The organism is Streptomyces sp. NPDC101132 (assembly GCF_044759225.1).
Lineage (GTDB): Bacteria > Actinomycetota > Actinomycetes > Streptomycetales > Streptomycetaceae > Streptomyces.
This window is the reverse complement of the sequence record NZ_JBIVYX010000011.1, coordinates 128,369-148,705: the sequence shown is the minus strand read 5'-3', so window position 1 is coordinate 148,705 and position 20,337 is coordinate 128,369. Positions and strand designations below refer to the sequence as shown.

General features: G+C 74.0%; 17 protein-coding genes and 2 tRNA genes. 15 read left to right on the top strand and 4 right to left on the bottom strand.

Features of this window, described 5'->3' with window-relative positions; all coding sequences use genetic code 11:
* Nucleotides 1-156: 156 nt before the first annotated feature.
* The 5 genes from ACIQUR_RS25160 (at nucleotide 157) to ACIQUR_RS25140 (ending at nucleotide 4,063) form a co-directional block, all read left to right on the top strand.
* A complete protein-coding gene (locus ACIQUR_RS25160) occupies nucleotides 157-1,062 on the top strand; it encodes a LysR substrate-binding domain-containing protein (protein ID WP_403668279.1) in 906 nt (301 codons plus the stop codon).
* Nucleotides 1,063-1,153: 91 nt separating this feature from the next.
* Nucleotides 1,154-1,726: a cysteine dioxygenase gene (locus tag ACIQUR_RS25155; RefSeq protein WP_403668276.1), complete on the top strand. Its 573-nt coding sequence runs from the start codon at nucleotides 1,154-1,156 to the stop codon at nucleotides 1,724-1,726.
* Complete coding sequence (locus tag ACIQUR_RS25150; protein WP_403668273.1) at nucleotides 1,726-2,781, top strand: YeiH family protein; 1,056 nt, start codon at nucleotides 1,726-1,728, stop codon at nucleotides 2,779-2,781. The genes ACIQUR_RS25155 and ACIQUR_RS25150 overlap by 1 nt, the downstream gene beginning before the upstream one ends.
* Nucleotides 2,782-2,961: 180 nt before the next feature.
* Nucleotides 2,962-3,915, top strand: coding sequence for a trypsin-like serine peptidase (locus ACIQUR_RS25145; RefSeq protein WP_403668270.1), 954 nt, complete (start codon nucleotides 2,962-2,964; stop codon nucleotides 3,913-3,915).
* Between the two features lie 63 nt (nucleotides 3,916-3,978).
* Nucleotides 3,979-4,063, top strand: a tRNA-Ser gene (locus tag ACIQUR_RS25140).
* Nucleotides 4,064-4,128: 65 nt separating this feature from the next.
* Here ACIQUR_RS25140 and ACIQUR_RS25135 read toward each other — a convergent pair.
* A complete protein-coding gene (locus ACIQUR_RS25135) occupies nucleotides 4,129-5,685 on the bottom strand; it encodes an MFS transporter (protein ID WP_403668268.1) in 1,557 nt (518 codons plus the stop codon).
* Between the two features lie 326 nt (nucleotides 5,686-6,011).
* Here ACIQUR_RS25135 and ACIQUR_RS25130 point away from each other — a divergent pair, with 326 nt between their 5' ends.
* The 9 genes from ACIQUR_RS25130 to ACIQUR_RS25090 all read left to right on the top strand — a co-directional run bounded on the left by ACIQUR_RS25130 (nucleotide 6,012) and on the right by ACIQUR_RS25090 (nucleotide 14,634).
* Nucleotides 6,012-6,335, top strand: coding sequence for a DUF6344 domain-containing protein (locus tag ACIQUR_RS25130; RefSeq protein ID WP_403668266.1), 324 nt, complete (start codon nucleotides 6,012-6,014; stop codon nucleotides 6,333-6,335).
* A gap of 361 nt (nucleotides 6,336-6,696) precedes the next feature.
* Nucleotides 6,697-7,014, top strand: coding sequence for a hypothetical protein (locus ACIQUR_RS25125; protein ID WP_403668263.1), 318 nt, complete (start codon nucleotides 6,697-6,699; stop codon nucleotides 7,012-7,014).
* A gap of 217 nt (nucleotides 7,015-7,231) precedes the next feature.
* Nucleotides 7,232-8,395 carry an acyl-CoA dehydrogenase family protein gene (locus tag ACIQUR_RS25120; protein ID WP_403668260.1) on the top strand — a complete coding sequence of 388 codons (1,164 nt, stop codon included), beginning with the start codon at nucleotides 7,232-7,234 and terminating at the stop codon, nucleotides 8,393-8,395.
* A 17-nt stretch (nucleotides 8,396-8,412) separates the two neighbouring features.
* Entirely contained in the window at nucleotides 8,413-9,405 is a 993-nt protein-coding gene (locus ACIQUR_RS25115; RefSeq protein WP_403668257.1) for a bifunctional MaoC family dehydratase N-terminal/OB-fold nucleic acid binding domain-containing protein, read from the top strand.
* The gene (locus ACIQUR_RS25110; protein ID WP_403668254.1) at nucleotides 9,405-10,442 is read left to right on the top strand and encodes an acyl-CoA dehydrogenase family protein; all 1,038 of its coding nucleotides are present in this window, start codon (nucleotides 9,405-9,407) and stop codon (nucleotides 10,440-10,442) included. The genes ACIQUR_RS25115 and ACIQUR_RS25110 overlap by 1 nt, the downstream gene beginning before the upstream one ends.
* Complete coding sequence (locus ACIQUR_RS25105; protein WP_403668250.1) at nucleotides 10,439-10,882, top strand: MaoC family dehydratase; 444 nt, start codon at nucleotides 10,439-10,441, stop codon at nucleotides 10,880-10,882. The genes ACIQUR_RS25110 and ACIQUR_RS25105 overlap by 4 nt, the downstream gene beginning before the upstream one ends.
* Nucleotides 10,879-12,045 carry a lipid-transfer protein gene (locus ACIQUR_RS25100; RefSeq protein WP_403668247.1) on the top strand — a complete coding sequence of 389 codons (1,167 nt, stop codon included), beginning with the start codon at nucleotides 10,879-10,881 and terminating at the stop codon, nucleotides 12,043-12,045. The genes ACIQUR_RS25105 and ACIQUR_RS25100 overlap by 4 nt, the downstream gene beginning before the upstream one ends.
* A 132-nt stretch (nucleotides 12,046-12,177) precedes the next feature.
* Nucleotides 12,178-12,699, top strand: a complete 522-nt coding sequence (locus ACIQUR_RS25095; protein ID WP_403668244.1) for a SigE family RNA polymerase sigma factor — start codon at nucleotides 12,178-12,180, stop codon at nucleotides 12,697-12,699.
* Nucleotides 12,700-12,981: 282 nt separating this feature from the next.
* Nucleotides 12,982-14,634, top strand: coding sequence for a long-chain fatty acid--CoA ligase (locus ACIQUR_RS25090; protein WP_403668241.1), 1,653 nt, complete (start codon nucleotides 12,982-12,984; stop codon nucleotides 14,632-14,634).
* A gap of 49 nt (nucleotides 14,635-14,683) precedes the next feature.
* On the opposite strand, the gene ACIQUR_RS25085 is transcribed toward ACIQUR_RS25090, so the two are convergent.
* The 3 genes from ACIQUR_RS25085 to ACIQUR_RS25075 form a co-directional block, all read right to left on the bottom strand.
* Nucleotides 14,684-15,322 (bottom strand): antibiotic biosynthesis monooxygenase, encoded by a 639-nt coding sequence (locus ACIQUR_RS25085; RefSeq protein ID WP_403668238.1) that lies wholly within the window; start codon nucleotides 15,320-15,322, stop codon nucleotides 14,684-14,686.
* A gap of 13 nt (nucleotides 15,323-15,335) precedes the next feature.
* On the bottom strand, nucleotides 15,336-19,247 hold the full coding sequence (locus ACIQUR_RS25080; RefSeq protein WP_403668235.1) for a PAS domain-containing protein: 3,912 nt from the start codon (nucleotides 19,245-19,247) through the stop codon (nucleotides 15,336-15,338).
* A gap of 125 nt (nucleotides 19,248-19,372) precedes the next feature.
* Entirely contained in the window at nucleotides 19,373-19,792 is a 420-nt protein-coding gene (locus tag ACIQUR_RS25075; RefSeq protein WP_403668232.1) for an SSI family serine proteinase inhibitor, read from the bottom strand.
* Between the two features lie 235 nt (nucleotides 19,793-20,027).
* Here ACIQUR_RS25075 and ACIQUR_RS25070 point away from each other — a divergent pair.
* Nucleotides 20,028-20,118: transfer RNA gene (locus ACIQUR_RS25070), tRNA-Ser, on the top strand.
* The last annotated feature ends 219 nt before the right edge of the window (nucleotides 20,119-20,337 follow it).

Below are 20,337 nucleotides of genomic sequence, written 5' to 3'. Positions count from 1 at the left end.
GCGCGGCCGTGCCCGGGCGGAGGGGGGCGGGGGGCCGGCGGGGGGCCTCAGCGCGGACGGCCCCCGGCCCCCGGGGGGGGGGGGGGCGGTGGGGGGGGGGGGGGGGGGGCGCCCCCCCCCCCCCGGCCCCTCCCAACGTCCGCTTATGCTTCGGGCGTGTTCGATTCGCGGCACATCCGGACATTCCACGAGGTCGTGACGGCCGGCTCCTACTCGGCGGCCGCCCGTGCGCTGGGCTACACCCAGCCCGCGGTCACCCAGCAGATGAAGGCCCTCGAACGCGCCGTCGGCACCCCGCTGTTCACCAGGGTCGGCCGGCGGATGCAGCTCACCGACGCCGGACAGTCCCTGGCCCGGCACGCGGAGACCATCCTCGGCAGCCTCTCCGCCGCCCAGCAGCAGATGAAGGCGTACGCACGACTGCGCACCGGCCGCGTGCGCCTGTGCGGCTTCCCCAGCGCCAACGCCACCCTGGTGCCCGAGGCCCTGAGCCGGCTGGCCAAGGACCACCCCGGCATCACGGTCGAGCTGCTGGAGGGCGAGCCGCCCGAGTCCCTGCACCGGCTCCAGCGGGGCGAGTGCGACATCACCCTCGCCTTCACCTACCCCGGGCTGCACGAGGAGGTGCCGGACGAGGTCACCGAGGTCCGGCTGCTGGAGGACCAGCTGACCGTGCTGCTGCCGCACGGGCACCGGCTGGCCCGGCGCAGGGCCGTACACCTCGCGGACCTCGCCGAGGAGAAGTGGATAGCGGGCTGTCCCCGCTGCCGCGCGAACCTGCTGCACGAGTGCGCCGAGCTGGGGTTCGTCCCCGACATCGTGTTCGCGACGGACGACAACCTGGTGGTGCAGAGCCTGGTCGCCCAGGGGCTGGGCGTGGCGATGACCCCCGCCCTGGTGCTGCCCTCGCTCTCGCTGAGCAGGGTCTGCGGGCGCGTGCTCCAGCCCGCCGCGCGCCGGCACATCTCCGCGTACGTCCACGCCGACCACCTGAAGGTCCCCGCGACCTCGGTGGTCCTGGAGGAGCTGCGCCGGTTGTCGGCGAACCGGGTCGGCTGCTGACTCCGGCGGCGCCGGATCCATAAGCACGGCTTGGGATTTCAGGTCAGAACTGGTGTTGGACGTGATGGAAGGGCAGCAGGACGCTGCCCTCATGACCATCACCACGGCATCCCCGGCCTACCGGCCCGCGGCCCGCGTCACCGCGCGGATGGCCGCTCTGATCGGTGAGATCCGCACGGTCGCCGACCGCGGCCTGGCCCCCGACCTCACCGCGTACCTGGTCGGCGAGCGGCTCGCGCCCCATCTGGGCGCGGAGGACCTGCTCACCGCGGAACAGCGGGAGGGCGACCCCGACCGCTACCGGCAGCACATCGTGCACGCCGAGGCGGACGGCAGCTTCTCCGTGGTGGCGCTGGTCTGGCTGCCCGGCCAGGAGACCGCGATCCACGACCACGTGTCGTGGTGCGTGGCGGGGGTCCACCAGGGCCAGGAGAGCGAGCGGCGCTACCGGCTGGCGCCGGGGGCGGGCACGGCCGCCCGGCTGGTCGCGACCGAGGAAGTGGTCAACGGCCAGGGGGAGGTCTGCGGCTTCGCGCCGCCCGGAGACATCCACAAGGTGCACAACTCCTGCGGCTCGACCGCGATATCCATCCACGTGTACGGCGCCGACATAGCCCGCCTGGGCAGCAGTGTCCGCCGCGTCTACGCCCTTCCGGCCGACTGATGGCGCTGCTGAACCGTCCGCGCGCCGAAGCGACCGGACGGATGCCTGCGGTTGTTTCACGTGAAACACGAAGCTGGCCGGGGCTGTTGACCGCGGTGCTGGGCGCGGGGCTGGCCTTCGGGGTGCACGCGCTGGTGCCTGCCGTCCCGATGCTGACCGCCTCGGTGGTGCTGGGCATCGCGGCCGCCCACCTGCCGCGGGTGCGGGGCTTCGTACGGGGCCCCGGACGCCCCGGGCTCTCGCTGGCGGGGCGCCGGCTGATGCGCATCGGCATCGTGCTGCTCGGCCTCGGGCTCGGGCTGGACCAGGTGCTGCGGCTCGGGTGGGGCACGGTCGCGATGGTGTTCGCGGTGGTGGCGGCCACCTTCTTCGGCACCCTGTGGCTGGGCCGGCGGCTCGGGCTGCGGGGGGACCAGCCGCTGCTGATCGCGACGGGGTACTCGATCTGCGGGGCCTCGGCCATCGGTGCGGTCAGCGAGGTGTCCGGGAGCGACGAGGAGGACGTGGCCGCCTCCGTGGCGCTGGTGACGCTGTGCGGGACCCTGGCGATCGCCGTACTGCCGCTGCTCCAGGGCCCGCTGGGGCTCGGGGACCTGGCCTTCGGCCGCTGGGTGGGGGCCGGCGTGCACGACGTCGGTCAGGTGGTGGCCACGGCGCAGACCGCGGGCGCCGGGGCGCTGGGGGAGGCGGTGCTGGTCAAGCTGATGCGGGTGGCGCTGCTCGCCCCGCTGGTGGCCGCGGTGGCCTTCGCGATGCGGGCCCGTCGGGCGGGCGTGCGTACGGCCTCGGGGAAGCGTCCGGCGCCGGTGCCGCTGTTCGTGGCGGGATTCCTGGTCGCGGCGCTCGTACGGGCGACGGGGGTGCTGCCGCCGCTCGCGCTGGACGTGGCCCACCGCGCCCAGGAGGGACTGCTGGCCGCCGCGTTGTTCGGGCTGGGGAGCGCGGTGCACCTGCCGACGCTGGTGCGGACGGGTGGCCGTGCGGCGCTCCTGGGGCTCAGCGCCTGGGCGGTCGTCGCCGGGGTCTCGTACGCGGGCGTCCTGCTGACCGTATGACCACGGGGATCCGGCCAATCCCTGGCCGGATCTCAAGGACTGAGACGACGCGCACCTGACAAGCGACGCGTCGTCGTGGCACGCTGCCGAGCGCAGTACCGCACGCCGATCCGCACCGCTCTTCATCCCCCACCCTGCCCGGACCGCTCCGGCCGCCGGGCACGGCCGAAGGAGTCATGCGTGAGACGCCATCGCACTGCCGCATCCGTCCTGCTCGCCGCCGGCGCCCTGATCGCGGGCATCGTCTCGGCCGCGCCCGCAGGTGCCGCCGACGCCCCCACGTCCTTCCGCCCGCAGCACACCGCGGGCTTCTGGACGGCCGAACGGATGCGCGCCGCACAGCCGCTGGACCTGACCCTCGCGCCCGGGACGGTCCTCAAGACCCCGAAGACCACGGGCGTACCGACCACGGTCGCGCCCACCCCGGCGACCGCCGCCGCCTCTCCGACCGCGTTCCCGCAGGCGGGCGGGGCCTGGACGGGCGGCGGGGCGGTCGTACGCACCTCGGGCCGCGTGTTCTTCACCTTCCAGGGGCGTACGGCCTCCTGCTCGGGCGACTCGGTCACCAGCCAGAACGGCAGCACGGTGATCACCGCCGGGCACTGCGTGAAGTACCAGGGCGCCTGGCACACCAACTGGGTCTTCGTGCCGGCGTACGACAACGGCAACGCGCCGTACGGCCAGTGGTCGGCGACGAAGACCTTCGCGACCCCGCAGTGGGTGGCCAGCGAGGACATCAACTACGACGTCGGCCTGGCGGTGGTCGCGCCGCTGAACGGACAGAAGCTCAGCACGGTCGTCGGGGCCCAGGGCATCCAGTTCAACGGCGGCTACAACAAGCCGATGTACGCCTTCGGCTTCCCGGCGGCCGCCCCGTACGACGGGTCCAAGCTGGTCTACTGCTCGGGCAACAGCGGCAAGGACTTCCTGCTCTCGAAGGACCACAGCCTGGGCTGCAACATGACCGGCGGCTCCAGCGGCGGCCCGTGGTTCTCGAACTTCAACGAGTCGACGGGCACCGGCCTCCAGGTCTCGGTGAACAGCTTCGGCTACACCTTCCTGCCGAACCGCATGTTCGGCCCGTACTTCGGCGCCGAGGCGCAGGCGATCTACAACACGGCCCAGACCTCCTGAGCCCCCAAGACCCTCCCCGGACCCGTTAGGCTGTAGCCCGCTCCGCCCCACCGGCGGCGCACGGGTGGGTTGCCCGAGCGGCCTAAGGGAACGGTCTTGAAAACCGTCGTGGCGCAAGCCACCGTGGGTTCAAATCCCACACCCACCGCAGTACGCCGGCGCTCGTGCCGGTTTCGAAGGGGTGCTCCTCCGTGAGGGGCGCCCCTTCTTTGGTCAGGGTGGTGGGGTGGTGGTGGGGCGGTTCGGCGGGCCGGTGGGGATGGTGTGGGACGTGGCTGCCGCCGCTGCCGCGTAGTGGGCCGGTGTGGTCGGGCCCGTGGGCCGGATGCGGCCGACCAGGAGGGCCAGGGCGACGCCGAACGCGCAGAACAGGGCGAGGCCGATGGCGGCGCGGGAGAACCCGGCCGCAAGGGCGTCCGCCACGGCCGTGCCGCTCGCGTACTGGTGCGCGTAGACCGAGCTGAAGAGTGCCGCGGTGACGGCGGTGAGGACGGCCGAGCCGACGTAGCGGCCCATGTTGGAGATGCCGGAGGCGGCGCCGACCTGGTCGTCCGTGACGCAGGCGGTGGCGACGGACGACGCGGGGCCGTTGGCCAGACCCAGGCCGACGGCGAGCACGACCAGGGGCACGACGAACGTGGCGTACTCCCAGGACGCGTCCACGAAGGCGAACACCGCGAGCGCCACGGTGGCGATCCCGAACCCGCCCGCGATCACCCTGCGGGCGCCCAGCCGGTCGACGAACCGCGTGATCAGCGGAGCGGTCACCACGATGCCGGCCGCGGCGGGCAGCGTCGCGACGCCCGCCTCCAGGGGTGACATGCCCAGGCCGTCGGGGTTCTGGAAGTAGAGGCTGCACACGTACATGACGGCGTTGATGCACCCGGCGACGACCAGGATGGCGACGCTCGAACCGACCAGGAACTTGTTGCGCAGCAGCGCCAGGTCGATCAGGGGGGTGCGTACGCGCTGCTCCACCAGTACGAAGCCGACGACCGCCACGGCCGAGACCGCGAAGCAGACCAGGGTCGGGAGGCTGAGCCAGCCCCAGTCCGCGCCCTCGGTCACCGCGAAGACGAACGGTACGAGGACGGCGGCGACCAGTGCCGTTCCCGCCAGGTCGACGGAGCGCGGACGTGAAGGGTCGCGGGACTCCGGCACGGTGCGCAGGGTCAGCGGCACGCAGGCGGCCGCGATCGCCGCGTCGATCCAGAACAGGCCCTGCCAGCCCGTGACGTCGACGAGCACACCGCCGAGCAGTGGCCCCGCGGCGGCGCCGGCGGCCGAGGCGGCGCCCCAGAGCGACACCGAACGCATCTGCGCCTCGCCCGAGGCGTTCGCCGACAGCAGGCTGAGGCCGCAGGCCAGGATCGTCGAGCCGGCCGCGCCCTGGACCGCGCGGCCGCCGATCACCGCCCCGGCGCCGTCGCCCAGTGCGATCAGCACGCACGAGACCACGAACAGCAGCAGACCGCCGACGAAGATCCGGCGGCGGCCGAAGATGTCGCCCAGCGCGCCCGAGGTGACGATCACGGCCGCGCCGACCAGCGAGTACCCCGTCACCGCCCACTGGAGGGTGGCCAGGGAGGCGCCGGTGTCCTCGCTGATGGCGGGCAGGAGGATGCTCACCGCGGAGGTGTTCGCGTTCACGACGAAGGCGGACACGCAGGTCGCCGCCAGCACCCCTCCGGCCGTCGCCGCGGCGCCGCCCGCGGTGCCTCCGCCCGCGGTGCCTCCGCCCGCGGGCCCTCCGCCCCGGCCCGCGCTCATCGGACGCCCCGCCCGCTGCCGGGGGCCCCGTCCGCCTTCGAGTTCTTCAGGCACATACGACATCCGCCCGCCCGCGGACCCTGCTGCCCGCTCTGACGCCACCGACTCCATTCGATGGTCGCCGCAACGCCCCGATTCCGCCTGCGCAGCCGGCGCCCGGCCCCCCCGGGCGCGGACCACGGGCAGGCGCCGGCGGGACGGGTGGGGCCAGGCGGGTGGTGTTTGTCGGAAGATCGGGGTGGGGCGCCGACGGCTGCGGGTTGCGGGCACATCATGACGAATGTATGCAGATCCGCCCGTCGGAATTTGGGACCCGAGGAGCAGTCATGACCAGCAGCCGTGCCACCTCGTTCTGGACCGCCTTCTTCGCCGCCGTCGCCGCCGTTCTCCTCGGTCTCTTCCGTGGACGGTCGCGCGGCGCCGGGGCGGTCGCCGTCGCCCCGGCCCCCGTGGCCCGCACCGCCGCCGCGGTCCCCTCCGTACGGATCCCGTCCTCCCGGCGCTCCCGCCGCTCCCGCGCCGGCCGGACCGCGCTGCCGCCCACCATCAAGCAGCGGATCCGCGCCGAGGCCCACGGCGCCTCCCCCGCGGTACGCCGCAGCAGCTCGGGTGTGTCGTCCGACGCCGAGCGGTACGAACTGACCGCCTAGCGGTGCGCCGGGGCGCACAGGGGGCGCATCCCTTACGGGACGCGGTCCGGAGGCGGTCGACCGGAGCCATGCCGGGACGAGCGCCGAGGCCCTGGCAACAGGATGCCGACGGAACGCTTCACCTCTTGCCGCGCAAGGGTTTCGAGCTCTCGGAAGCCCAGGAAGTGCCGGTTTGGGGGCGTGACCGGGGTTTATCCGATGTTGCTCATGCTTGAGAGGGAATCGGGGACAACGGGGTGGTTCGCCGGGGATTCGGTGGGCAACTCTGGTCTCGCGACGTCGTCAGCACGGAAAGACGACAAGGTGGTCGGCCAACTGCCTTGTGAAACACCGTACTTACGCTCCCTGGAGGATCAAGAACATGGCAAGCATCCGTACCGCCCGCGTCATCGCCGCCGTAGCCTCGCTGCCGCTCGCCGCCGCTCTCTTCACCGGCGTCGCGCAGGCCGACATCGGCGTCGGCTCGTACGCGGACAACGGATCGAACGCGAGCGTCGCGGGCATCTTCGGCAGTGGCGTGGGTGGCGACAACAACGGCAACTCGTCCACCTCGCAGCAGGTCGCGACCGGCTCCGGTGCCTCCAACCAGAACAACACGGCTCAGGTGAACGGCTCCGCGTTCACCGCGATCCACCAGAACAACTCCAACGTGGCGGTGAACTTCCACCCCTGGTGGTAGCCCTGTCCCAGCCCTGAGCGCCTGCGGGACCGGACTGGCTGGGGTCCGGTCCCGCGGGCGTTTCCGCGCAGCCCTTCCGCGTACCGCTTGCGCGCACCCCTTCCGCGCGGCCGCTTCCACGCACCCGGGGCTGCCGGCCGGGAGACTCCTTGACAGTCGTACGGGATCTGACGGAGAGTCAGAAACCCACACCCGTACGTCCGGGAGGCCGCCCGCCGTGCACCTCGCCCCGACCGAACAACAGCTGTCCCTGCGCGCGGAACTGCGCTCCTACTTCCGTGGGCTGATGCCGGACGGCCCCCCTCCGGCCGACGACCCCGAGCGCCAGCGCGCGCTCCTGCGCCGGATCGGCGCGGACGGGCTGCTCGGCCTCGGCTGGCCCGTGGAGTACGGCGGCCAGGGCCGCGGCCCCGACGAGCAGTTCGTCTTCTTCGACGAGGCGTACCGCGCGGGCGCGCCCGTCTCGATGGTCACGCTCAACACCGTCGGCCCGACCCTGATGAAGTACGGCACCGACGAGCAGAAGGCCTACTTCCTCCCCCGGATCCTCAGCGGCGAGATCGTCTTCGCCATCGGCTACAGCGAGCCCGAGGCCGGCACCGACCTCGCCTCGCTGCGCACCAGGGCCGTCCGCGAGGGCGACGACTGGCTGGTCGACGGCCAGAAGATCTTCACCTCCAACGCCCAGAACGCGGACTGGATCTGGCTCGCCTGCCGCACCGACCCGGACGCGCCCAAGCACAAGGGCATATCGATCATCCTCGTCCCCACCGAGGACCCCGGCTTCTCCTGGACCCCGATCGAGACCGTCGGCGGCCTGACCACCACCGCCACGTACTACGACGGGATCCGCGTCCCCGCCACCAACCTCGTGGGCGCCGAGAACCAGGGCTGGGGCCTGATCACCAACCAGCTCAACCACGAGCGCGTCGCGCTGGCCGCCATCGGGATGCAGTCCGAGGAGTTCTACGAGGCCGCGCTCGCCCACGCGCGCACCGCCGACCCGGTCACCGGCGAGCGGCCGGCCGACCGGCCCTGGGTGCGGTTCCGGCTGGCCGAGGCGCACGCCCGGCTCGCCGCCGTACGGCTGCTCAACTGGCGCCTCGTCCAGGACGTGGGCGCGGGGACCCTCGCGCCGGGGGACGCGAGCGGGGTGAAGTTCCTCGGCACCGAATCCACCGTCGAGGTCTACCGGATCTGCCAGGAGATCACCGGCGAGGCCGGCCTCATCCGGGCCGGGTCGCCCGGGGCGACGACCGACGGCGAGCTGGAGCGCATGAACCGCGCCGCGCAGATCAACACCTTCGGCGGCGGGGTGAGCGAGGTCCAGCGCGAGATCGTCGCCATGATGCGCCTCGGCATGAAGGGGAGGAAGCGGTGAGCGGCGGGGAGCGCGCGGTGCGCACGCAGGAGGGGGCGGACGGCCTCCACGACCTCCTCAAGGAGTTCGAGGGCAGGCCCGCGGCGGAATCGGGCCGGGGCAAGGACCTCGTCAACCTGGCCATGATCCGCCACTGGTGCGAGGCGATGGGCGACCTCAACCCCGCGTACACCGGGGACGACGCCATCGCGCCGCCCACCATGCTCCAGGCCTGGACGATGGGCGGGCTGTCCGGCCACACGGACCGGTCCTCCGCCTACGACGAGCTGTTCGCGCTGCTGGACGCCGCCGGCTACACGTCGGTCGTCGCCACCGACTGCGAGCAGGAGTACCTGCGCCCGCTGCGGCCCGGCGACGAGATCACCTTCCACGCGGTGATCGAGTCCGTGTCCCCGCTCAAGACGACCAAGCTGGGCAGCGGCCACTTCGTGACCACCCGCATGGACGTGCGCGCCGGGGGCGAACCGGCCGGCACCCACCGCTTCCGCATCCTCAAGTACGCCCCCGCGCGCCGGGAGGACCGGCCGGCCCGGGCCACCGAGGGCGTCCCGGCCACCGAGACCGCCCGCGCCACCGAGACCACCCGCCCCGCCCCGAAGGACGCCGCCCCGCCCCGCCGCCCCCGCCCCGTCGTCAACCGCGACAACCAGGGCTTCTGGGACGGGGTCCGGGAGCACCGGCTGCTCATCCAGCGCTGCACCGGCTGCGGCGCCCTCCGCTTCCCCTGGCTGCCCGGGTGCAACGCCTGTGGCTCCCCGGACTGGGACACGGTCGAGGCCGGTGGCACGGGCACGGTCTTCTCGTACGTCGTCATGCACCACCCGCCCTTCCCGGCCTTCGACCCGCCCTACGCGGTGGGACTGGTGGAACTCGCCGAGGGCGTCCGGATGATCAGCAACATCACCGGCGTCCCCTACGACAAGGTCCGCATCGGCATGCCCGTCCGGCTGGAGTTCCTGCGGGTGGACGACGACCTCGAACTGCCCGTCTTCCGAGGGAGCGAAGGCTGATGGACTTCACGCCGACCGAGGAGCAGCGCGCCGCCGCGGAACTCGCCGCGCAGATCTTCGGCGACCTCTCCACCCACGAGCGCCTGGGTGCCGCCGGCACCGCCACCGACGCGGAACTCTGGAAGGCCCTCTGCACCTCCGGGCTCGTCGCGGCCGTCGAGGAGATCGGCCTGCTCGGCCTGGTCCTCCTGCTGGAGGAGCAGGGCCGCACCACCGCGCAGGTGCCCCTCGCCGCCACCGCCGTCTACGGCGTCCTCGCCCTCGCCCGCCACGGCAGCGCGGCGCAGCGCGCCGAGCTGCTGCCCGCCCTCGGCGACGGCACGGCCGTGGCCACCGGCGCCTTCCCCGGGCGCGGTACGGTCCGCGCCGCCGGCGGCCGGCTCACCGGCACCGTCCCGGCCGTGCCCTGGCTGCGCGACGCCACGCACGTGCTGGTGCCGGACGCCGACCGGGCGCTGTGGCTGGTACGGACCGCCGACGCGCGGACCGAGCCGGTGGAGACGACCGCCCCCTGGGCCGCCGGACGGCTCACCCTGGACGGCACCGAGGCGGAGCCCTTCGGCGCCCCGGGCGCGTACGACGAGGTGCTCGCGACCGCCCGCACCGCCTTCGCCGGCCTCCAGGCGGGCGTCTGCGCCGGCTCCCTGGCCCGGGCCGTCGCGTACACCTCCACCCGGGAGCAGTTCGGCCGCCCGCTCTCCACCAACCAGGGCGTCATGCTGCGCGCCGCCGACGCCCACATGGACACCGAGGCCATCCGGGTCACGGCGTACGAGGCCGGCTGGCGCACCGACGAGCGGCTGCCGGCCCGGGAACACGCGCTGACCGCGGCCTGGTGGGCGGCGGAAGCGGGCGTCCGCGTGGTCCACGCGGGCCAGCACCTGCACGGCGGCATGGGCGCCGACCTGGACCACCCGGTCCACCGGCACTTCCTCTGGGGCCGCCAGCTGGCCGCCCACCTGGGCTGCGGCGCCGAGCTGCTGGCCGAACTCGGCGCGGTCCTCGCCGCCCCCACCCCCGCGAAGGAGCAGGCATGAAGGTCGGCGACACCCTGCCACCGCTGGAGATACCGGTCACCCGCACGCTGATCGTGGCCGGCGCGATCGCCTCCCGCGACTACCAGGACGTCCACCACGACGCGGAGCTCGCCCGGCAGAAGGGCTCCCCGGACGTCTTCATGAACATCCTGACCACGAACGGGCTGGTCGGCCGGTACGTCACCGACCACCTCGGCCCCCGCGCCGTGCTGCGCAGGGTCGCGATCCGCCTCGGTGCCCCCAACTACCCCGGGGACACGATGACGCTCACCGGCACGGTCACGGCCGTCCAGGACCGCACCGTGGAGATCAGGATCGTCGGCGTGAACGGCATCGGCCACCACGTCACCGGCACCGTGACGGCCGAGGTGACGGCCGATGTGACGGCCGGGGTGGCGGCCGGGGTGACGGCCGAGGTGGCCGCCGGGGTGACGGCATGAGCGTCCGCAACCGCGACTCCCTCGGCGGCCGCGCCGCCATCGCCGGGATCGGCGCCACCGAGTTCTCCAAGAACTCCGGCCGCTCCGAACTCAAGCTCGCCGTCGAGGCCGTGCACGCGGCGCTGGACGACGCGGGCCTGACCCCCGGCGACGTCGACGGCATGGTCACCTTCACGATGGACACCAGCCCCGAGATCACCGTCGCCCAGGCGGCCGGGATCGGGGAGCTGTCCTTCTTCTCCCGCATCCACTACGGCGGCGGAGCGGCCTGCGCCACCGTCCAGCAGGCCGCACTCGCCGTCGCCACCGGGGTCGCCGACGTCGTGGTCTGCTACCGGGCCTTCAACGAGCGCTCGGGCCGTCGCTTCGGCTCGGGCGTGCAGCAGCGCGAGGCGTCGGCGGAGGGCGCGGCACTCGGCTGGTCCCTGCCCTGGGGACTGCTCACCCCGGCCTCGTGGGTAGCCATGGCCGCACAGCGCTACCTGCACGCCTACGGTCTGACGCCCGAGGCCTTCGGACACGTCGCCGTCACCGACCGCCGGCACGCGGCCAACAACCCCGCCGCCTACTTCCACGGGAAGCCGATCACCCTCGCCGACCACGCCGCCTCGCGCTGGATCGTCGAGCCGCTGCGGCTGCTGGACTGCTGCCAGGAGACGGACGGCGGACAGGCCCTGGTCGTCACCTCGGTCGAGCGCGCCCGGGACCTGCGCCAGAAGCCGGCCGTCATCACCGCCGCCGCCCAGGGCGCGGGCCGCCGGCAGGAGGCCATGACCAGCTTCTACCGCGACGACCTCACCGGCCTGCCGGAGATGGACGTGGTCGCGCGCCAGCTGTGGCGGACCAGCGGGCTGCGGGCCTCCGACATCGACGTCGGCATCCTCTACGACCACTTCACGCCGTTCGTGCTGATGCAGCTGGAGGCGTTCGGCTTCTGCGGCCCGGGCGAGGCCGCCGACCACGTCGCCGCGGACGCCCTCCCCCTCAACACCCACGGCGGGCAGCTCGGCGAGGCGTACCTGCACGGCATGAACGGCATTGCCGAGGCCGTCCGGCAGCTCCGGGGCACCTCGGTGAACCAGGTCCGGGGTGCCGCCACCACCCTGGTGACCGCGGGCACGGGCGTCCCCACCTCGGGCCTGATCCTGGGCGCGGACGGCTGACGGGGCCGGGGCCCTCCCGGTCTCCTCCACCTTCAGGAGGTCGGGAGAGCCCCACCCCTACAACCTGAGACGGACACGGCTTCGGCACTTCGGGCCGATCCCCGCGCGCCCGCCCGCTCCTAGCGTTGAGACATGACCACCCCCGTCTGCACGACCGCCTCCTACCCGTCGTTCTCGTCGTACGTACGAACCCGGGGCACGGCGCTGATGCGGACCGCGCGCTCGCTCACCGCCAACCCGTGCGACGCCGAGGACCTGCTCCAGACCGCGCTCACCAAGACCTACGTGGCCTGGGAGCGCATCGAGGACCACCGCGCCCTCGACGGCTACGTCCGCAGGGCCCTGGTCAACACCCGGACCTCGCAGTGGCGCAAGCGCAAGGTCGACGAGTTCGCCTGCGACGAGCTGCCCGAGCCCGAGGTGCTGCCCGCCGCCGACCCGGCCGAGGCCCAGGCCCTGCGCGACGCGATGTGGCGTGCGGTCACCAGGCTGCCCGACCGGCAGCGCGCCATGGTCGTGCTGCGGTACTACGAGGACCTCAGCGAGGCGCAGACCGCCGAGCTGCTCGGGGTGTCCGTGGGCACGGTGAAGAGCGCCGTCTCCCGCGCCCTGGTCAAGCTCCGCGAGGACCCGGAGCTGACGCCGGTCCGCTGAGCCGCCGGTCCCGGGCCGTCCGTTCCGGGGTCGCCTGACCCACGCGGGTGTTTCACGTGAAACACCTCGGCTGGGTCGAACGGACGTTTCACGTGAAACATCCGTGACGTGACGTCCTCCGCTGTGCGCCGTGCACCGTCTGAACAGGCCCGATCTGTGCACGGAACCACACATGCTTTCCCGCCGCCGTTTGTACTCCCGGGTAGTGACAGGCCGCGCGCCGCGTGCGCAGAATCGGCAGCATCCACTCTGCCGCCCGCGCAGCGCCCACGGGAGGACGCTTTGCTGAGCACCATGCAGGACGTACAGCTGACGGTGACCCGCATCCTCAAGCACGGGATGACGATCCACGGCCGCTCCCAGGTCACCACCTGGACAGGCGAGGCGGAGCCGCACCGCCGCAGCTTCGCCGAGATCGGCGCCCGCGCCGGACAGCTCGCCCACGCCCTGCGTGACGAGCTCGGGGTCCAGCAGGACGACCGTGTCGCCACCCTGATGTGGAACAACGCGGAGCACGTCGAGGCCTACTTCGCCATTCCCTCGATGGGCGCGGTGCTGCACACCCTCAACCTGCGGCTCCCCCCGGAGCAGCTGGTCTTCATCGTGAACCACGCGGCCGACAAGGTCGTCATCGCGAACGGCACCCTGCTGCCGCTGCTCGTCCCGCTCCTCCCCCACCTGCCCACGATCGAGCACGTCGTGGTGGCCGGCCCCGGGGACCGGTCGGGCCTGGAGGGGCTGAACGTCCGGGTCCACGACTACGAGGAACTGCTGGCGGGCCGCCCGGAGGCGTACGCCTGGCCCGAGCTGGACGAGCGCCAGGCCGCGGCCATGTGCTACACCTCCGGCACCACCGGTGACCCGAAGGGCGTGGTGTACTCCCACCGCTCCATCTACCTGCACTCCATGCAGGTCAACATGGCCGAGTCCATGGGCCTGACGGACGCGGACACGACCCTGGTGGTCGTTCCGCAGTTCCACGTCAACGCCTGGGGCCTGCCGCACGCGACCTTCATGACCGGCATCAACATGCTGATGCCCGACCGCTTCCTCCAGCCCGGCCCGATCGCCGACATGATCGTCGCCGAGCAGCCCACGCACGCCGCGGCCGTCCCCACCATCTGGCAGGGGCTGCTGGCCGAACTGGCCGCCAACCCGCGCGACATCTCCTGCATGAAGCAGGTCACCATCGGCGGCTCGGCCTGTCCGCCCTCGCTGATGGAGGCGTACGACCGGCTCGGCGTCCGCCTCTGCCACGCCTGGGGCATGACGGAGACCTCGCCGCTCGGCACCATGGCCCACCCCCCGGCCGGCCTCGGCGCGGAGGAGGAGTGGCCGTACCGCATCACGCAGGGCCGCTTCCCGGCCGGAGTCGAGGCGCGCCTGATCGGCCCCGGCGGCGACGTCCTGCCCTGGGACGGGGAGTCGGCCGGTGAGCTGGAGGTCCGCGGCACCTGGATCGCGGGCTCCTACTACGGCGGGGCCTCCGGCGAGCCGCACCGGCCCGAGGACAAGTTCAGCGCCGACGGCTGGCTCAAGACCGGCGACGTCGGCGTGATCAGCCCCGACGGCTACCTGACGCTGACCGACCGGGCCAAGGACGTCATCAAGTCCGGCGGCGAGTGGATCTCCAGCGTCGAGCTGGAGAACGCGCTGATGGCCCACCCCGAGGTCGCCGAGGCGGCGGTCGTCGCCGTCCCCGACGACAAGTGGGGCGAGCGTCCGCTGGCCACCGTCGTCCTCGCGGAGGGCGCCACCGTCGACTACAACTCCCTGCGCAGCTTCCTCGGCGAGTCGATCGCCAAGTGGCAGCTGCCCGAGCGCTGGGCCCTCGTCCCGGCCGTCCCGAAGACCAGCGTCGGCAAGTTCGACAAGAAGGTGATCCGCAAGCAGTACGCGGACGGCGAGCTGGAGGTCACGCTGGTCGAGGGCTGACCGACGGGCGGACGGACGCGGCTCGGCCCGACGGTCCCGCGGACCCGGGTCACGAAGGGCTGAGCCAGCCCCGCAGCAGCCTGCTCACCGCCGGCATGGCCACATAGGTCATCAGGGTGCTGAACACGGCGGCGAAGGCCGCCGTCCGCAGCACGAAGTGCAGGTCCACCAGAACCGGCCCGAGCACCGCGTTGCCCACCAGCGAGATCGGGAAGATGGCCAGCCCCGAGCTGATTGCCATCTTCCAGCGGGGCGGCGCGGGCCGGGTCGTGCCCGGCTTCGCGAACCAGGTCTCCATGCCGGTCAGTTCCCGCCGGGCTATCTCGGTGTGGTGGTGGCCCTCGCAGTTCGCGAACCAGCGCGCCCGCTCGGGGGACTCCTGCCACCGCTCGAACGCCGCGTCGTCCACGAAGCGGTGGACGAGGAACCAGGGCGCGCCCTCCGACGCCGGGCGGAACAGCCCGTACCCCAGGTGTCCCTCGAAGTGGGTCGCGGTCTCCAGGATCCCGCGCGCCCACTCCTCGAAGGCCGCCTCATAGCCCGGCTCCACCTGCCGCGCGATCAGCAGCGTCACCTCGCCGTTGTCGGCGGGCACGGTCGTCGGCTGTTCCTCCCGCGACCGCGTCCGTGCCGTGCCGCGGGCTCCGCCCGGTACGCCGTCCTGCGTCTTGCCCAAGGTCTTCGCCATGGCAGCAGGGTGGCTAATTGGTACCGATCTTGGCCAGCAGGTCCACGATGCGGCCCTGCACCTCGGCGGTCGTCGACCGCTCGGCCAGGAAGAGCACCGTCTCGCCGGAGGCCAGGCCCGACAGGTCGTCCTTGTCGATGCCGACCGACGTGTAGACGACCAGCGGGGTGCGGTTCAACTGCCCGTTCGCCCGCAGCCAGTCCACGATCCCGGCCCGGCGGCGGCGCACCTGCATCAGGTCCATCACCACCAGGTTCGGGCGCAGCTGTGTGGCCAGCTGGACCGCGTCGGTGTCCGCCCCGGCCCGGGCGACCTGCAGGCCGCGCCGTTCCAGCGCGGCCGCGAGGGCCCCGGCGATCTCGTCGTGCTCCTCGATGAGCAGCACGCGCGACGGGTGCTGCTCGCTGTCACGCGGCGCCAGCGCCTTGAGGAGCACGGCCGGGTCCGCGCCGTACGCGGCCTCGCGGGTGGCCTGACCCAGACCGGCCGTCACCAGTACCGGAACCTCCGCGGCCACCGCGGCCTGGCGCAGCGACTGGAGTGCCGTGCGGGTGATCGGCCCGGTGAGCGGGTCGACGAACAGCGCGGCGGGGAACGCGGCGATCTGCGCGTCCACCTCCTCGCGGGAGTGCACGATCACCGGCCGGTAGCCCCGGTCGCTGAGCGCCTGCTGGGTCTGCACGTCGGGCGCCGGCCACACCAGGAGGCGGCGCGGGTTGTCCAGCGGCTCGGGGGGCAGCTCGTCGTCCACGGGCTGCGGAACGGGCCGGTTGACCACCTCGACGGCTCCGCCGGGCCCGTCGAGCGGTTCGGGGCCCTCGGCCGCGCCCGCCTCCGGTGCTCCTATGGCGAAGGCGCGTCCGGGCTCGGGCTGCTCGGCCAGCCGGCGGCGCCGGCCCGATCCGGTGTCCTGGGTGCCGGCGGGGGCCGGTGCGTCCGCACCGGCCGGCTGGGCCAGGGCCACGCCCTGCCCCAGGGTGCGCACGCTGATGGGACCGGCCGGAGTGTCCTGCGCCTGCCGGGCACCGGGCAGCGGTACGGGACCGCCGGCGTCGGCGTCCTCGGGCGCGTTACGCGCGGCGGGCACCGGCCAGGCCGGTGTGGCGGGCAGCGCGCGGCGCCGCCCGGTCGCCTGGGCGGCCCCCGCCTCGGGCAGCGGATGCGGCTGCGGGGGCGTGTGGTCGTCCTCGGCCAGTGCGGTGCCGTGGCTCTCCGGGTTCGGGCTGCCCAGGGCGCGGCGGGCCCGCCGCCCGGCGGGCTGTCCGGCACCGGCGGCGACCGGCGCGCCCCGGTCGGCCTCCACGGCCTCGGCAGTGGGCTGCGTCGGCACCGGGATGCCGGGGGTGGGGGTGCCGTCGGCCGGGGCGACCGGAACCGGAACGCCCGGCGCGGGGGTGTCTGCGGCGGGAGTGGCGGGCGTACCCGGGGCCGGCGCGGCGGCCTGCTGGGCGGGCAGCGCGAAGCCTGCGCCGGGCGGCACCGGGGCACCGGGCGGTACGGGCGTTCCGGGGGGTACGGGAACACCGGGCGGCACCGGAGCACCGCCGGGCCCGGACGCGCCCGGAACCGGAATGCCGGCCGGGGGCACCGGAGCACTCGGCTGCACCGGGGCGGGGGGCGCCTGCGGCGCGGGAGCGGCCTCCGGGCCACCCGCGTTCCGCGCGGCGGGAGTTGCGGGACCACCGGGCACGGCGAGGCCGGGCGGTACGGGAAGACCGCCGGCCGGATCCACCGGCGCGCCCGGCACGTTCGTCCCCACGGCGCCTTCCGCCCCCGGCGCGTTGTAGCCGGGCGGCACCCGCATGGCCTGTCCGGGACCGGCGGGCGGCACCGGACCGACACCGGCCGGCGGCACCGGACCCACACCGTTCGCCGGCACCGGACCCACGCCGGCCGGCGGCACCGGACCCACACCACCAGGCGGCACCGGACCCGCACCACCCGGCGGCACCGGCGTCGGCGCGGCGGCGGAAGGCCCGCCCGGCAGCGCGAAGCCGCCGGGAGGAGCCACCGGCTGCGCGGGCTCGGGCCGCTGCGGCGGGGCCAGGGCCCGGCGGCGGCCACGGGGTTCGTCCTGCGGTGCCTCCGGCTCACCGGAGGACAGGGCCAGCGCCCGGCGCCGCCCGCTGCCACCGGCAGGGACCGCGTCGCCGCCGGCCGCCGGGAGCGCGGGCAGCTGCGGTCCCGCCCCGGCAGCGGCCTCGGCCTCGTCACCGGCACGGCCCCGGCGCCGGCCGGTCGCGAGACCGGCGGGGTTCACGGGCGACTGGGCCAGCTCGGCCGGACCGGAGGCCGCGGCCGGCGCGGCGGGCGCCCGGCGACGGCCCGACGGCAGCTCCAGCGCACCGCCCTCCGCGGGAGCCGGCGGCTCGTCCTCCAGGAACGCGTCGACGCCGCGCCGCGCACGCCTGCCCTTCGGCTCGGCGGGAGCGGCGGGCTCGGGCTCCGGTTCGGGCAGCGTGACGGTGCCCGCGCCGGCGCCCAGCGGGACCTCCAGCACGTACGCGCCGCCGGGCGCACCCGGCACCTCGACGGTCTGCAGCACCCCGCCGTGCGCGGCGACGATGCCGCGCACGATCGGCTCGTGCACCGGGTTCCCGCCCGCGTAGGGGCCGCGGACCTCGATCCGTACGACCTTGCCGCGCTGCGCGGCGGCCACGACCACCGTGGAGTCCATGTAGCCCCCGGCGGCCACCGGGGCCTTGCCGGTGGAGTCGACCCCGGCCACGTCCGCGACCAGGTGGGCGAGGGCGGTCGCCAGCCGGTCCGCGTCGACCTCGGCCTCGATCGTCGGAGCGTGCACGGCGAACTGGGCCCGTCCCGGCCCGATCAGCTCGACCGCACCCTCGACACCTGCCGCGACGACCCCGTCGAGCAGCACCTTCTTCTTGGCCAGCTTCTCCGTGCCCGCGTCGAGCCGCTGGAAGCCCAGCACGTTGTCGACCAGGGTCGTCATCCGGGAGTAGCCGGCGGCCAGATGGTGCAGCAGCTGGTTCGCCTCGGGCCACAGCTGGCCGGCGTCGTCCGCCGCCAGCGTGGCCAGCTCGCCGCGCAGCTCCTCCAACGGGCCGCGCAGCGCGTCGCCGAGGACCGCCAGCAGCTGGGCGTGCCGGGCGGCGAGAGCGTCGTAGGGGCGCCGGTCGGTGAACGTCATCACCGCGCCGACCAGCTGGTCCCCGTCCCGGACGGGCGAGGTGGTGAGGTCGACGGGCACGGCCTGCCCGGCCTTGTTCCACAGCACCTGGCCGCGCACCCGGTGCTTGCGCCCGGAGCGCAGGGTGTCGGCGAGGGGGGATTCCTCGTACGGGAACGGAGAGCCGTCGGCGCGCGAGTGGATCGCGAGGGAGTGCAGTTCGCGGTTGCCGAGCTCGGTGGCGCGGTAGCCGAGGATCTGCGCGGCGGCCGGGTTCGCCAGGACGACGCGCCCGTCGGTGTCCGTGCCGACGACGCCCTCGGCCGCGGCGCGCAGGATCATCTCGGTCTGCCGCTGCGAACGGGCGAGCTCCGCCTCGGTGTCCACCGTGCCGGAAAGGTCCCGTACGACCAGCATGAGCAGTTCGTCGCCGGTGTAGCGGTGCTGGTCGGCGTACGCGTCCCGGCCGTCCTCCAGGCCCGCGCTGGTGACCTCGACCGGGAACTCGCTGCCGTCCGTGCGCCGCGCGGTCATCCGCTTCGGCTTGGTGCGGCCGGGCTCCTCGTCGCCGGGGCGGCGCATCGAACCGGGGATCAGCTTGGAGTCGAACTCGGGCAGCAGCGACAGGAGCCCGCGCCCGACCAGACCGGTGCCGGGGGACTCGAAGACCTCGAGCGCGATGGAGTTGGCGTTGACGACCGTGCCGTTGGCGTTGACGAGCAGGAGCGCGTCAGGCAGTGCGTCGAGTATCGCTGCGAGGCGAGCAGCGCCTCGGGATGGCCTGCTGCTCACGTGGACGGTTCCTCCCTGACTACCGGCATGTCACGGGAGGAGTCTAAGGGCACCCGCCCGGCGGGCGGCGGCGGATGAGGGGGAGCTCTCACCGGATCGGGCCGCCTTCCGCGCGCCGTGCCTGGTCAGGAGCGCGCCGTCGGAAGGACAGGTTCCAATTCCTTCCACCGATTGATCTCGCAACCGTTCTTCCGGTCGTACACGGCGTCGATCCGCTTGCCCCGCCAGGTGCCGGTGATCCGGGCCCGGGCCGGCCCGCCGTCGACCATCGTGCAGAACTGCCGCTTCGAGACGGGCGCGAAGGGGTCGTCCTTCTCGTCCGACAGCCGGTCGAGCCGCGCACAGGCCTCGGCGGCCTTGGGGTGGCTGCCGCCGGGCGGGGCGCATTCCAGCGTGTACGTGCCGTCCAGCGAGCTCCCGCTCCCGGAGACCGCGACGGTCAGCTGGTCGGGCGGCGGATCCAGCAGCCCGAGCGACGGCAGCGGCGGCAGGGGCCCGGCGGCTACGGCGGACGCGAAGGCGGCGAGGGCGAGGTGGCGCAGCATGACGCTCCCGGAGGGCAGGCGGTCGTACGCGTGCCCAACGAGCCGGGGCGGTGGACGTTGCGCGGCGCCGCGCCGCGCGCCCTTCCGCGCCTCCGCACCGCCCGGACCCGGTCCGCACTCACCCGGCTAAGGCTTTGCTCTGATCGGCCCGCGCCTTGTACCGTGGGGGTGGATTGGTGACCAGCCAGTGAGCTGTGTCATCATCTGCACGCACCCCCGTACGCGAGGGTGAGCTGGAGGCGTCGCCTAGTCCGGTCTATGGCGCCGCACTGCTAATGCGGTTTGGGTCTTAAAGCCCATCGAGGGTTCAAATCCCTCCGCCTCCGCGCTGTGATCACCGAAGCCCCGGTCCTCAGGACCGGGGCTTCGGTCGTTCCCGGCTCCGGGAGGCGGGGATGCTGCTCCGTCCGGTTCCACGCCTGGGTGCCGCCGCGCGGCCGGCCCTGGGTGCCGACCGGCCCTGCGGGGGGGGGGGGGGCCCGGCGGCGCGGCCGCCCCCGTCCCGTCACCCCGCCGGCGCCGGGCCCGGCCCGCCCCGCCAGACG

Bases quoted from the DNA above. Each gene is read 5' to 3' on its own strand.
- ACIQUR_RS25155 (WP_403668276.1), top strand. From the start codon at position 1,154: ATGACCATCACCACGGCATCCCCGGCCTACCGGCCCGCGGCCCGCGTC.
- ACIQUR_RS25150 (WP_403668273.1), top strand. From the start codon at position 1,726: ATGGCGCTGCTGAACCGTCCGCGCGCCGAAGCGACCGGACGGATGCCT.
- ACIQUR_RS25135 (WP_403668268.1), bottom strand. From the start codon at position 5,685: ATGAGCGCGGGCCGGGGCGGAGGGCCCGCGGGCGGAGGCACCGCGGGC.
- ACIQUR_RS25130 (WP_403668266.1), top strand. From the start codon at position 6,012: ATGACCAGCAGCCGTGCCACCTCGTTCTGGACCGCCTTCTTCGCCGCC.
- ACIQUR_RS25125 (WP_403668263.1), top strand. From the start codon at position 6,697: ATGGCAAGCATCCGTACCGCCCGCGTCATCGCCGCCGTAGCCTCGCTG.
- ACIQUR_RS25110 (WP_403668254.1), top strand. From the start codon at position 9,405: ATGGACTTCACGCCGACCGAGGAGCAGCGCGCCGCCGCGGAACTCGCC.
- ACIQUR_RS25105 (WP_403668250.1), top strand. From the start codon at position 10,439: ATGAAGGTCGGCGACACCCTGCCACCGCTGGAGATACCGGTCACCCGC.
- ACIQUR_RS25100 (WP_403668247.1), top strand. From the start codon at position 10,879: ATGAGCGTCCGCAACCGCGACTCCCTCGGCGGCCGCGCCGCCATCGCC.
- ACIQUR_RS25095 (WP_403668244.1), top strand. From the start codon at position 12,178: ATGACCACCCCCGTCTGCACGACCGCCTCCTACCCGTCGTTCTCGTCG.
- ACIQUR_RS25085 (WP_403668238.1), bottom strand. From the start codon at position 15,322: ATGGCGAAGACCTTGGGCAAGACGCAGGACGGCGTACCGGGCGGAGCC.
- ACIQUR_RS25075 (WP_403668232.1), bottom strand. From the start codon at position 19,792: ATGCTGCGCCACCTCGCCCTCGCCGCCTTCGCGTCCGCCGTAGCCGCC.